The sequence below is a fragment of the Phytoamicus setariae genome (assembly GCF_016722925.1).
GTDB lineage: Bacteria > Pseudomonadota > Alphaproteobacteria > Rhizobiales > Rhizobiaceae > Rhizobium_E > Rhizobium_E setariae.
In genome coordinates this window covers 1-12,051 of record NZ_JAEQNC010000005.1, presented here as the reverse complement: position 1 = coordinate 12,051, position 12,051 = coordinate 1, and the positions used below count along the sequence as shown (strand labels likewise).

Below are 12,051 nucleotides of genomic sequence, written 5' to 3'. Positions count from 1 at the left end.
AGGCGTGAAATAATATGGCGAGCCTTATCCACTGCCCGCATTGCGGCGTGCGTCCTCGGGACGAATTTACCATCAAGGGCGATGCGACCGTGCATCGGCCCGCTGTTGAAGCGTCAGACAAGGACTGGGCTGACTATGTGTTCATCCGCACAAACCCGGTCGGTCTTCATAAGGAATACTGGCAGCATCTGGCCGGTTGCCGTCGCTGGCTGATCGTTGAACGGGATACGGTGACACATGAAGTGTTTTCCGTTTCCGATGCGCAGGCCACCTATGTGGGAGGCGAGGCATGACCGCTTATCGTCTTTCCACCGGCGGTGTCGTTGACCGCGGCCACGAAGTTTCCTTCAAGTTCGATGGCAAGTCCTACAAGGGCTTCGCAGGCGACACGCTGGCTTCGGCACTCATGGCCAACGACGTGCTGCTCCTCGGCCGAAGCTTCAAGTATCACCGCCCGCGCGGCGTCATCACGGCAGGATCGGCTGAACCCAACGCGATCGTGACGATCGGCGAGGGCGGCCGTTCGGAACCGAACGCGCGCGCTACGATGGCCGAACTGCATCAGGGCATGATCGCCGCCAGCCAGAACCGCTGGCCGTCGCTGAAATACGATATCGGCAGCGTCAACTCGCTGCTGTCGCCATTCCTGTCGGCCGGCTTCTACTACAAGACCTTCATGTGGCCGAAGGCGTTCTGGGAGAAGGTCTACGAGCCCTTCATCCGCAAGGCAGCGGGCCTCGGCAAGCTGGCGATCACAGAGGCTGATCCCGACGGTTATGAGAAGTGCTGGGCGCATTGCGATCTTCTGGTTGTTGGTGCCGGACCAACGGGCCTGAACGCGGCACTGGTTGCTGCGCGTACGGGCTTGCGGGTCATCATCGCGGATGAAAGCTTCCGTTTGGGCGGCTCGCTGCTGTCCACTCGGTCTTCGATCGGTGGGGTGTCGGCTGCGGACTATGCCGAGAACATCGTCTCCGAACTGAAGTCGCTCGATAATGTCAAGCTGATGGCGCGTACGACCGTGTTCGGCTGGTACGACGATATGGTGTTCGGAGCTGTCGAACGCGTGCAGAAGCATGTGGCTCTGCCATCGGCCGATCGTCCGGTCGAGCGCTTGTGGCGCATCGCGGCCAAGCGGGCAATCCTTGCCAGTGGCGCCGAAGAGCGGCCGCTGGTGTTTGGTGGCAACGATCGTCCGGGCATCATGACCGCGTCGGCGATGCGCACCTATGCCAATCGCTACGGCGTCGCGGCTGGCAAGAAGGCAGCAATCTTCACCAACGGTGCCTCAGGCTACGAAACGGCGCGTGACCTTGCTGCGCAAGGCATAGATGTCGCGCTGATCGATAGCCGCTCGCGGAGTGCCGATGTCGCACCGGCAGGCGTTCGCACGCTACTGGGCGGTAAAGTGGTCGATACGAAGGGCAGCCTTCGGGTCAAGGGATTGATGCTGGACCGCTCCGGCTTCGAGGACGTTCTGGAATGCGATGCGATCGCCTCGTCCGGTGGCTGGAGCCCGATCATTCATCTTCTCTGCCAGCGCGGTGCAAAACCGATCTGGTCCGACGAACTCGCGGGCTTTGTCGCCCCGGTCAGCGAGCCGGCCTTCCAGCCGGCGGGATCGGCGGCAGGCGAGTATGGTCTCGGCGGATGCATTGCCGACGGCTGGGCCAAGGGTGTTGCGGCCGTCGAAGCGCTTGGCAAGACAGCATCGGCGTTTGAAAAGTCTGAGGTCGAGGGCGAGGCAGGGCAGGGGTTCTCGGCCCTCTGGTATGTCTCGGGCGCCAAATCCAAGGCCTTCGTCGACTATCAGAACGACGTGCATGTCAAGGATCTGAGCCTCGCATTGCGCGAGGGATACGGCCACGTCGAACACGCCAAGCGTTATACGACCAACGGCATGGCCACGGATCAGGGCAAGCTCGGCAATGTCAACGTGTCGGCGATCCTCGCATCGATGCAGGGGCTTTCGCCGCGCGACACCGGCACCACGACGTTCCGGCCGTTCTATACGCCAGTGACGTTTGGCGCGCTGGCGGGCATGTCTAAACACGAGCACGCGATGCCCGACCGTATGTCGCCGCTGCACCGCTGGGCAAAGAAGAATGGTGCGGTGACCGTCGTTGCCGGCCTGTGGCACCGTTCGTCCTGGTTTCCGCGTCAGGGCGAGACAAGCTGGCGCGAGAGCGTGGACCGCGAAGTCCGTACCGTGCGCGAGCATGTCGGCATCTGCGATGTCTCGATGCTCGGCAAGATCGAAATTGCCGGACCGGATGCGGCCGAGTTCGTCAATCGCCTCTACAGCAATCCGATGCTGAAGCTACCCGTCGGCAGGGCACGCTACGGCCTGATGCTGCGCGAGGACGGCGTGGTTTACGACGACGGCACGGTCAGCCGTCTTTCGGAAAACCACTTTTTCATCACCACCACCACGGCCTATGCCGCCGAGGCGCTGGCGCATCTGGAATACTTCCACCAGACCAAATGGCCGGATCTGGATGTGCGTTACATCTCCGTGTCCGACCAGTGGGCGCAGATGTCCGTCGTCGGACCCAAGGCGCGCAAGGTGTTGCAGGAACTGATCTCTGATGATCTGTCGGACGAGGGTTTTCCGTTCCTGGCAGCCCGCGAAGTGACGCTGAAGAGCGGCGTGGTCGGGCGGCTCTACCGGATCTCGTTTTCGGGCGAGCTTGCCTATGAGCTCGGCGTCCCCGCCGGCTACGGCGAGGCCGTCGCGGACGCGATCATGGAGATCGGCAAGCCCGAGGGTATCTGCGCTTACGGCGTGGAAGCGCTCAACGTCATGCGCATCGAAAAGGGCCATGTCACGCATGCCGAGCTCGACGGTCGCGTTACCGCCGACGATGTCGGTCTCGGGAAGATGGTGTCTGCCACCAAGGCGGATTTCATCGGCAAGCGCCTGCTCGAGCGTCCAGGCATCAAGGCATCCGATCGTGCCCAACTCGTCGGCCTCAAGCCGATCGATCCCAAGGCGGACATCAAGTCGGGCGCCCATATTCTCCGAAAAGGGGCGACCCCTTCCACCGAAAACGATCAGGGTTGGGTTTCGTCCGTCTGCTTCTCGCCGGCTCTTGGACACATGATCGCGCTCGCTTTCGTCAAATCGGGACGCGAACGGACGGGCGAGACGGTGCTGGTATGGGACAAGATCCGCGGCATCGAAACAGAGTGCGTGATCGGCCCAACAGTCTTCTACGACCCCGAAAACACCAAGCTCAATGGATGAGGTGACCCGCGATGCAGGATATGATGATTTCCCGCCACCCGCTGACCGACAGCGCTGTCCACGGCATAGAGATGCCGGGGGCCAACCACCTCGAACTGGTTGAATCGGCGCGCATCTATACCGTTCAGGCGTTTCGTGGCCAGAATGCCGCGATCAAGAGCCAGCTGCTCAACGCGCCTGACGTCAGCCTGCGTTTTGTCGGTCCGGGCGACTGGCTGGCCGTGACCTTCAACGCGTTGCCGAAGGTCGATCCCTCCGCTGCCCTGGTTGTTGATCAGAGCCATGGCCGTACGCTCTTCCGCCTTAAGGGGCCTGATGTGGTGGACATCCTGATGAAGGGCGTTGCCATCGATATCGCCGGCGAAGCGCTGCCCGTGGGCATGTCGGCGAATATGGCCTTCGGTCACCTGACGATCAATGTCGCCCGCACCGGCGAAAACGAATTCGAAATCGTCGGCGCGCGCAGCTTTGCCGAGAGCCTTTATCACGACCTGAAAATGGCAGGCCGTGAATTCGCGCTCTCGTTTGCGGTGGTCGATCGCTGATCAGGCCCGTTCAGGCTGCGCCAACTTGGCGTCCCTGAACGTGAGATGGGCGACAAGCGTGGAGGCGACGGCGCAACCGGCGATGACCGCGATCATTGGCAGCGCCGTGCCATCGTCAAACAGGCCGATGGCGAAGCTCGAGGCCGCGCCGGCGCCGAAGCCGAGAGCGCCCATCAAGGCGGCGGCCGTGCCGGCAATCGCGCCATGCGATTCCATCGTCAGGATGTTGCAGGACGGCATGATGCCGCCAAGCGCGGTGACGAGGACAAACAGCAGAGTGCAGACGGAAATCAGGTTCGCAGCGCCGCCCAACTGCATTGCGAGAAGCAGGACTGCGGCACCGGCGTAGACCAGAGTGCAGGCTTTGACGATGGAACGCGTACCAATCCGCTGGGAAAGCCGGGCGGCAATCTGCGTGCCGATCCCCAGACCCACGGCATTGAAGCCGAAGACCAGCGAATAGACGAGCGGCGAAAGCCCGTAGACGTTGATCAGCACGAAGGACGAGCCTGCGATATAGGCGAAGAAGCCGCCCTGCACGAGTGCGAGTGTGCCCGCATAGGGAATGAAGCTGCGGCTGACGAGCAAGCGGCTATACCATTTCAACGCATCGGCCGGCTTGCTGTGGATACGGAGTTCCTGCATGCGCGTTTCCGGCAGGAGTGCCGAGACCAGAATGGCGCAAAGCACGGCGAAGCCTGTGAGGACTGCAAAGATGACCCGCCAGGTTCCAACTTCGAGAATCAGGCTGCCGACCAGCGGAGCAAGGATGGGGGATATGCCCAGCACCAACACGACGAGCGACATCAGTTTGGTAGCGGCATGTCCGGTGAACAGGTCACGGATGACGGCGGTGCTGATGACCATGCCGATCGAACCGCCAATGCCCTGCAGGAAACGCAAGGCGAGCAGCTGGTCGGCCGTTGCTGCAAAGAGGCATCCGAGCGAAGCGATCGCGAAGATGGACAGGGCGACGTAGACCATCGGCTTGCGGCCGGTGCGATCCGAGATCGGGCCATAGAACAGTTGGCCGAGCGTGAAGCCGGCAAAAAATGTCATGACGCTTAGCTGCATGTCCGCGTCCGTGCCGCCGAGGTCCGAGGCCATGCTGGGCAGGGCGCCGAGATACATGTCGGTGGCCAGCGGCCCGAGGGCGCTGAGTGCCCCGAGTGCCAAGCCGATGAGTAGGGTCTTCCTGTCCATCTTCCAATTCTCCGATGTCTTGAAATCACGCAATGGAAACGATATCGTTTCTTATCGTCGCTTTGGAAACGGAATCGTTTCCAAAGTCAAGAATGAAAATCAGAAGCAGTTCGAGCCGGGAGCGATGGATGACCAGCGATACGCGTATGAGTGGCCGTCAACCGGCCATGCCGGAAGGCGATCGTCGAGGCTTGATCCTGCAGGCTGCGGAAAACGTGTTTGCGCGGGAGGGTTTTGGCGCGGCGACGATGGAGGAAATCGCCCGTGAATGCGGCATGGCGAAGAAGACCCTTTACCGTTTCTTTCCCGACAAGCTCGCACTGTTCAGTGCTCTGATAGAAAGCCATGACAATCCACGCTTCCCATGGGCGGACAAGTCGGAGGCCGTGCTCAGGCCCGAAAAGGATCTTCGCAGCTTGCTGGTCGAGTTGGCGCAATTCGTTCTGTCGCCGCGTCAGATCAGGCTCACGCGACTGGTGATTTCGGAGGCGCACAAGACCCCGGAACTGGCGCGCCGCTTCTATGAGGAATGTCTCGTCAAAAACAGGGCTATCGTGGCTGCGCAGATCGCCGGCAACTGCAACGTACCTGCGACGATCGGAGTAGACTCGATTGCCATTGCCGACACATTCGTGGGCAGTACGTTGGGCATCCTGCAGCTCAAGGCGTTGATGCTCGACCTTGATCATGATGCGATCGAAAGGGAGCTCCAGGATCGTGTGACGGCAACGCTTGCCGTCTTTGGTGTTGCAGCCAGCCCCTGAGCGCTTGTCTTGACGTACACAGGTTAACGACGACAAGGCATGTCTTTTGAATGCACGGCTCCGCAGGAGGACCCATAGGGAGGTCGCCGGTGAAGCGGCGCGGGACTGATGCCCGGACGGCACCGGGACAAGAATCCGGGCGTCGCCCTGTTGGGGAAATTACGAAATCTCTGAATTTGCACTGCCTTTTGGAATTTTCTCTCCTGAGAATTGCTCCCTGACAATGCTAATGGACACAAGCTTCGTGAATGGGTGCATTATGGAAAGCGATCAATACACCAGCACAACCAGACTAAATTTCCCTCATTCTGCAGAAAAATGCACCGGAATCGGACGTCAGACTAAAGTTTTTTTGAATAACCAACTTTTTAGCTTCACATTTTAGCCGAAAGCGTTATGGAATCCTTGAACCAGAAGAGCTCTTCAAGGGCCGGTTCTAATAAAAAATGTGCAGCATCAAACGACTGCATGCAGGGGAAAACGGATGGAGTATTTTATCCAGCAGCTCTTAAACGGGCTGACGTTGGGCTCGATTTATGGCCTGATCGCAATCGGTTACACTATGGTCTACGGCATTATCGGCATGGTCAATTTTGCCCATGGCGATATCTTCATGCTTGGCGGCTTCGCAGCCCTGGTGGTCTATCTTCTTCTTACCGCAGCCTTTGTAGGCTTCCCGGTCGCGCTTTCTTTGCTGATCATGATGGTGGTTGCCATGGCGGTGACCAGCCTCTGGAACTGGTCGATCGAAAAGATGGCCTACAGGCCGCTGCGCGGCTCGTTCCGGCTGGCGCCGTTGATTACCGCCATCGGCATGTCGATCCTGATTTCGAACTTCGTCCAGGTGACGCAGGGGCCGCGCAACAAGGCGATCCCGGGCATGATCACCGATGTCTATAGCTTCGGAAAAATCACCGTTTCGCTCAAGCAGATCGTCATCGTTGTTCTGACCGCCGTGCTGTTGACCGGCTTCTGGTATGTGGTCAATCATACCTCACTCGGTCGGGCCCAGCGCGCCACCGAACAGGACAGAAAGATGGCGGCGTTGCTCGGCATCAATGTCGACCGGACAATCTCGATCACATTCGTCATGGGCGCGGCGCTCGCCGCCGTCGCCGGCACGATGTATCTGATGTACTATGGGGTCATCTCGTTTGCCGACGGCTTCGTGCCGGGGGTCAAGGCGTTTACGGCAGCTGTTCTCGGCGGTATCGGCTCGCTACCGGGCGCAGTGCTGGGCGGATTGCTGATCGGCCTGATCGAGGCGCTCTGGTCGGCCTATTTCACCATCGACTACAAGGACGTCGCGACCTTCTCGATCCTGGCGATCGCGTTGATCTTCAAGCCCTCGGGCATTCTCGGGCGACCGGAAGTCGAAAAGGTCTGATCCCATGCACAATACCCAAACCACTTCCAAGGCGGCCAAGACCAATCTGACCGCCCACGCTATTCGTGAATCAATTTTTGCCGGCATCGTGGCGTTCGGCCTCTTCGTCCTGTTCGTCGGACTCGAGACCACCCAGAACATCCGCAACGAACTGGTCATTGTCACCCATTGGTACAAGCTGGCTTTCGTCGTGGCGCTGGTGATGGCGGTGCGATTCCTGCTGATCACGGTCATCAGGCCGTATTTTGCGAGCCGCAAGGAGGCGAAAGGCAAAGCCGCGCTGACCGCGGCTCCGAAAGAGGAAAGCTTCTTTCGCAGGAACTTTACCAAGATCGGTATTCTGGCGCTGGTCCTGTACCCGCCGGTCGTGCTTTATTTTGCCGGCACCCAGGGTTCCCTGAAGTATATCGACAATTTCGGGATCCAGATCCTGATCTACGTGATGCTCGGTTGGGGCCTGAACATCGTCGTCGGTCTCGCCGGTCTGCTGGACCTTGGCTATGTCGCCTTCTACGCGGTCGGTGCCTATTCCTACGCGCTGCTGTCACAGCACTTCGGTTTCTCCTTCTGGATCCTGTTGCCGCTGGCCGGCATCCTCTCGGCCTTCTGGGGTGTGATCCTCGGCTTTCCGGTCCTGCGGCTCAAGGGTGATTACCTGGCGATCGTCACCCTGGCATTCGGGGAAATCATCCGGCTGGTGCTGGTCAACTGGCGTGAAGTGACCAACGGCGTGTCAGGGATTTCGGGTATTCCGAAGGCAACACTCTTCGGTCTCAAGTTCGACGCATCGCCAACCGGCTTTGCTGCAACCTTCGGCCTGATGCCGTCATCGGCCTATTACAAGATTTTCCTCTTCTACGTCATTCTTGGGCTTTGCCTGGTCACTGCGTTCGTCAGCATAAGGCTGCGCCGCATGCCGGTTGGCCGTGCCTGGGAAGCGTTGCGCGAGGACGAGATTGCCTGCCGTTCGCTGGGGATCAACACGACCAACACCAAGCTGACAGCATTTGCGATCGGCGCGATGTTCGGTGGCTTTGCGGGCTCGTTCTTCGCCGTCCGCCAAGGCTTTGTGTCACCTGAATCCTTCGTATTCCTTGAATCGGCGATCATTCTTGCGATTGTCGTGCTCGGCGGGATGGGCTCGCTGGTGGGCATCGCGGTTGCCGCAGTGGCCATGATCGGCGGCACCGAACTGCTGCGCGAAATGGAATTCCTCAAGCAAATCTTCGGCGAGAACTTTACGCCGGAACACTACCGCATGTTGATTTTCGGCCTCGCAATGGTCGTTGTGATGGTGTGGAAGCCCCGTGGCTTCGTAGGCAGTCGTGAACCGACAGCCTTCCTGTTCGAACGCAAGGCGGTTTCGAGCAGTTTCACCAAGGAAGGCCACGGCTGAGGCGGCGAGGGAAAGCGTATATGACTAGGAACACACTGCTCGAAGTCGAGCACCTGTCGATGAAGTTTGGTGGGCTGATGGCCATCAACGACTTGTCCTTCAATGCTTATGAAGGGGAGATCACGGCTCTCATCGGACCGAACGGCGCAGGCAAGACAACCGTCTTCAACTGCATTACCGGCTTTTACAAGCCGACGATGGGGATGATCCGGTTCAAGCACAGCGAAAACAAGATCTACCAGCTCGAGCAGATGCCGGATTTCCGCATCACCGCTCACGCCAAGGTAGCGCGCACGTTCCAGAATATCCGGCTCTTCTCTGGGATGACGGTTCTGGAAAACCTGCTTGTTGCCCAGCATAACAAGCTGATGAAGGCGTCGGGCTTTACCGTGCTTGGCCTTGTCGGGATCGGACCTTATCGCAAGGAAGCAAAGTCGGCGATTGAACTCGCTCGCTTCTGGCTGGAAAAGGCCAACCTGACCGAGCGCGCCGACGACCCGGCCGGCGATCTGCCGTACGGTGCCCAACGGCGTCTTGAAATTGCCCGCGCCATGTGCACCGAGCCACGGCTATTGTGCCTCGACGAACCGGCGGCCGGTCTCAACCCACGGGAATCGCATGCCCTCAATGAATTGCTCAGGGCTATCCGTACGGAGACGGGCACCTCGATCCTGCTGATCGAGCACGACATGTCCGTCGTGATGGAGATTTCGGACCACATCGTGGTTCTGGAATACGGCCAGAAGATTTCCGATGGCGATCCGGCGCACGTAAAGAGCGATCCCAAGGTCATTGCCGCCTATCTCGGCGTCGATGATGAAGAAGAAGCGGTCAAGATCGTGGGAGGCATCGTCTAATGTCCCAGCCTCTGCTCAAAGTACAGGGTGTCGAAACATTTTACGGCAATATCCGCGCCCTCGGTGGTGTGGACGTCGAAGTCAACAAGGGTGAAATCGTCTGCCTGATCGGCGCCAATGGCGCCGGCAAATCGACGCTGATGATGACGATCTGCGGTAGTCCGCAAGCCCGCACCGGCACCGTCACCTTCGAGGGGCACGACATCACGCGGATGCCTACGCACGAGATCGCAAGGTTGCGTATCGCGCAGTCGCCGGAAGGCCGACGGATCTTCCCGCGCATGACGGTCTATGAGAACCTGCAGATGGGAGCCGGGCTCGACAACCAGCGTCACTTCAACGACGACGTCAAGCGCATCTTCGAACTGTTTCCGCGCCTGCAGGAACGCCAGCAGCAACGCGGCGGCACGCTCTCGGGCGGCGAGCAGCAGATGCTGTCCATTGGTCGCGCGCTGATGGCGCGCCCCAAGCTCCTGTTGCTGGACGAGCCGTCGCTTGGCCTCGCACCGTTGATCTCAAAGCAGATTTTCGAGGCGATCGGCAAACTGAACAGAGCCGAAGGCCTGACTGTGTTTCTGGTCGAGCAAAACGCCTTTGCCGCGCTCCGGCTTGCCCATCGCGGCTACGTGATGGTCAACGGCCTGGTGACCATGAGCGGCACGGGACAGGAACTGCTCGCCAATCCGGAAGTGCGTGCGGCCTATCTCGAAGGCAGTCATCATTAAGTTGTAATTGGGCGGGAATGCTTGCGTGCTGCATACAGTTCCGTAGATTTCCGCCAGTGGGAGCTTTGAAATGCAAGGTATTCTCTACGAAGAGCCCAGCTTCTGGTCGTTCGCGATGGTGACTGTGCTGATTGGCGGCTGGACAGCGTGGCGTACCGGCAAAAGCGTTGCTGATGGCTGGGGCGAAATCATCCCGCATGTTCTCATCTATACGCTGTTGCTTGGTATCGGTATCCGGTTCGTCCATCATGCGTTGTTCGGCGGCACAATGTTTTCACTGCACTACTACGCGATCGATACAGTTTTCCTGTTGGTGCTTGCCATTATGGGATTCCGTTACACGCGCGCCAAGCAAATGGCGACGAAATACTACTGGCTATACGAAAAGGCCGGTCCATTCGCGTGGAAGAAAAAGAGTGTTTGACAAGTTTCCGCCCGCTATGAACAGATAGTCGGACGGGGAAATAGCCCTTGGCGCGAAAGACGGGCGGCAAGGGAAAAGAGGAACAGACCGTCTCAAATTTTGGGAGTTAAAAATGAAAAAAATGCTTCTCTCAGCTGTGGCGTTGTCGGCCATGGTCGCATTCGGCGGTACCGCCTGGGCTGACCTTCTGGTCGGCGTGGCTGGTCCGCTGACTGGACCGAACGCCGCCTTCGGTGCACAGCTCCAGAAGGGTGCGGAACAGGCTGCCAAAGACATCAACGAAGCCGGCGGCATCAATGGTGAGATGGTGAAGATCGTGCTCGGCGACGACGTGTCGGACCCGAAGCAGGGCATTTCGGTCGCTAACAAGTTCGTTGGTGACGGCGTCAAGTTCGTCATCGGCCACTTCAACTCGGGTGTTTCGATCCCGGCGTCGGAAGTATATGCCGAAAACGGCATCATGCAGATCACGCCAGCTTCGACCAACCCGAAGTTCACTGAGCGTGGTCTGTGGAACACGTTCCGTACTTGCGGTCGTGACGACCAGCAGGGCGCCGTTGCCGGTCAGTACATCGCCGACCATTTCAAGGACGCCAAGGTAGCCATCGTGCACGACAAGACCACCTACGGTCAGGGTCTTGCTGATGAAACCAAGAAGGCGATGAATGGTCTCGGGATCACCGAAGCCGTCTACGAAGGCATCACTGCCGGTGAGAAGGACTACTCGGCGCTGATCGCGAAGATGAAGGAAGCCGGCGTTTCGATCGTCTATTTCGGCGGTCTGCACACTGAGGCTGGCCTCATCATGCGTCAGATGGCCGACCAGGGCCTGAAGGCAACGCTGATGTCGGGCGACGGCATCACCTCCAACGAACTTGCTTCCATCGCGGGCGACGCCGTCAACGGTACGCTGATGACCTTCCCGCCGGATCCGCGTAACAACCCGAACGCTGCCGACGCCGTCAAGAAGTTCCGCGAAGCGGGCTTCGAGCCGGAAGCCTACACGCTCTACTCCTACGCTGCTCTGCAGATCTTTGCCGATGCTGCGAAAGCCGCTGGCGCCAACGACCCGATGAAGGTCGCTGAATCCGCCAAGGCCAAGGGTCCGTTCAAGACAGTCATCGGTGACATCGGCTTCGATGCCAAGGGCGACATCACTCGTCCTGACTACACCATGTACCAGTGGAAAAAGGGCGAAGACGGCAAGTACAACTACTTCGAAATCGGCACCAAGTAAGCCGTTTCACCGTCTGAGAGAATTGAGAAGCCCGGCCATGTGCCGGGCTTTTTGCATGATGAAAATCAAGGAGCACAGGCGCCTCACCCTGCTTCCAGCCTCATCTGCGGCCCTGAGGACGGGAGCTTCCGAGGAGACACAAGAAGTCATGACCTCCACCAAAGGTGGAGGTTTGAAACGCTGCGCTTGAACCGCTAGAAGCGGTTTTGCTATAGATTAGTAGCTACGATTAAAGAGGTCGGTAAAGTCGGAAGCTTTGTCGACCT

Annotated in this window: 11 protein-coding genes; 10 read left to right on the top strand and 1 reads right to left on the bottom strand. The window is 59.1% G+C overall.

Features of this window, described 5'->3' with window-relative positions; genetic code table 11:
• The first annotated feature begins 14 nt into the window (after window positions 1–14).
• Genes JJB09_RS09875 through JJB09_RS09865 form a run of 3 tightly spaced genes read left to right on the top strand, consistent with a single transcriptional unit; the run spans window position 15 to window position 3,792 of the window.
• Window positions 15–293: a sarcosine oxidase subunit delta gene (locus tag JJB09_RS09875; RefSeq protein WP_201656901.1), complete on the top strand. Its 279-nt coding sequence runs from the start codon at window positions 15–17 to the stop codon at window positions 291–293.
• Window positions 290–3,247: a sarcosine oxidase subunit alpha family protein gene (locus JJB09_RS09870; protein WP_201656898.1), complete on the top strand. Its 2,958-nt coding sequence runs from the start codon at window positions 290–292 to the stop codon at window positions 3,245–3,247. Before JJB09_RS09875 ends, JJB09_RS09870 begins: the two co-directional genes overlap by 4 nt.
• An 11-nt stretch (window positions 3,248–3,258) precedes the next feature.
• Window positions 3,259–3,792: a sarcosine oxidase subunit gamma gene (locus tag JJB09_RS09865; protein WP_201656895.1), complete on the top strand. Its 534-nt coding sequence runs from the start codon at window positions 3,259–3,261 to the stop codon at window positions 3,790–3,792.
• Here JJB09_RS09865 and JJB09_RS09860 read toward each other — a convergent pair whose 3' ends face one another.
• On the bottom strand, window positions 3,793–4,995 hold the full coding sequence (locus JJB09_RS09860; RefSeq protein WP_201656893.1) for a multidrug effflux MFS transporter: 1,203 nt from the start codon (window positions 4,993–4,995) through the stop codon (window positions 3,793–3,795).
• Window positions 4,996–5,123: 128 nt separating this feature from the next.
• Here JJB09_RS09860 and JJB09_RS09855 point away from each other — a divergent pair, with 128 nt between their 5' ends.
• The 7 genes from JJB09_RS09855 to JJB09_RS09825 all read left to right on the top strand — a co-directional run bounded on the left by JJB09_RS09855 (window position 5,124) and on the right by JJB09_RS09825 (window position 11,785).
• Entirely contained in the window at window positions 5,124–5,759 is a 636-nt protein-coding gene (locus JJB09_RS09855) for a TetR/AcrR family transcriptional regulator (protein ID WP_201656890.1), read from the top strand.
• 484 nt (window positions 5,760–6,243) lie between these two features.
• Window positions 6,244–7,146: a branched-chain amino acid ABC transporter permease gene (locus JJB09_RS09850; RefSeq protein WP_201656887.1), complete on the top strand. Its 903-nt coding sequence runs from the start codon at window positions 6,244–6,246 to the stop codon at window positions 7,144–7,146.
• 4 nt (window positions 7,147–7,150) lie between these two features.
• Window positions 7,151–8,542 (top strand): high-affinity branched-chain amino acid ABC transporter permease LivM, encoded by a 1,392-nt coding sequence (gene livM, locus JJB09_RS09845; RefSeq protein WP_201656884.1) that lies wholly within the window; start codon window positions 7,151–7,153, stop codon window positions 8,540–8,542.
• A 20-nt stretch (window positions 8,543–8,562) separates the two neighbouring features.
• Window positions 8,563–9,399, top strand: a complete 837-nt coding sequence (locus JJB09_RS09840) for an ABC transporter ATP-binding protein (protein ID WP_201656881.1) — start codon at window positions 8,563–8,565, stop codon at window positions 9,397–9,399.
• Complete coding sequence (locus tag JJB09_RS09835) at window positions 9,399–10,124, top strand: ABC transporter ATP-binding protein (RefSeq protein WP_201656877.1); 726 nt, start codon at window positions 9,399–9,401, stop codon at window positions 10,122–10,124. The genes JJB09_RS09840 and JJB09_RS09835 overlap by 1 nt, the downstream gene beginning before the upstream one ends.
• 70 nt (window positions 10,125–10,194) lie before the next feature.
• Entirely contained in the window at window positions 10,195–10,548 is a 354-nt protein-coding gene (locus JJB09_RS09830; RefSeq protein ID WP_201656874.1) for a DUF6867 family protein, read from the top strand.
• Between the two features lie 112 nt (window positions 10,549–10,660).
• Window positions 10,661–11,785: a branched-chain amino acid ABC transporter substrate-binding protein gene (locus JJB09_RS09825; protein WP_201656872.1), complete on the top strand. Its 1,125-nt coding sequence runs from the start codon at window positions 10,661–10,663 to the stop codon at window positions 11,783–11,785.
• Window positions 11,786–12,051 lie beyond the last annotated feature (266 nt).

What these genes read in the sequence shown, in the direction of transcription:
- JJB09_RS09825 (WP_201656872.1), top strand. Translation starts at nt 10,661, where the DNA reads ATGAAAAAAATGCTTCTCTCAGCTGTGGCGTTGTCGGCCATGGTCGCA.
- livM (WP_201656884.1), top strand. Translation starts at nt 7,151, where the DNA reads ATGCACAATACCCAAACCACTTCCAAGGCGGCCAAGACCAATCTGACC.
- JJB09_RS09840 (WP_201656881.1), top strand. Translation starts at nt 8,563, where the DNA reads ATGACTAGGAACACACTGCTCGAAGTCGAGCACCTGTCGATGAAGTTT.
- JJB09_RS09875 (WP_201656901.1), top strand. Translation starts at nt 15, where the DNA reads ATGGCGAGCCTTATCCACTGCCCGCATTGCGGCGTGCGTCCTCGGGAC.
- JJB09_RS09870 (WP_201656898.1), top strand. Translation starts at nt 290, where the DNA reads ATGACCGCTTATCGTCTTTCCACCGGCGGTGTCGTTGACCGCGGCCAC.
- JJB09_RS09830 (WP_201656874.1), top strand. Translation starts at nt 10,195, where the DNA reads ATGCAAGGTATTCTCTACGAAGAGCCCAGCTTCTGGTCGTTCGCGATG.
- JJB09_RS09865 (WP_201656895.1), top strand. Translation starts at nt 3,259, where the DNA reads ATGCAGGATATGATGATTTCCCGCCACCCGCTGACCGACAGCGCTGTC.
- JJB09_RS09850 (WP_201656887.1), top strand. Translation starts at nt 6,244, where the DNA reads ATGGAGTATTTTATCCAGCAGCTCTTAAACGGGCTGACGTTGGGCTCG.
- JJB09_RS09855 (WP_201656890.1), top strand. Translation starts at nt 5,124, where the DNA reads ATGACCAGCGATACGCGTATGAGTGGCCGTCAACCGGCCATGCCGGAA.
- JJB09_RS09860 (WP_201656893.1), bottom strand. Translation starts at nt 4,995, where the DNA reads ATGGACAGGAAGACCCTACTCATCGGCTTGGCACTCGGGGCACTCAGC.
- JJB09_RS09835 (WP_201656877.1), top strand. Translation starts at nt 9,399, where the DNA reads ATGTCCCAGCCTCTGCTCAAAGTACAGGGTGTCGAAACATTTTACGGC.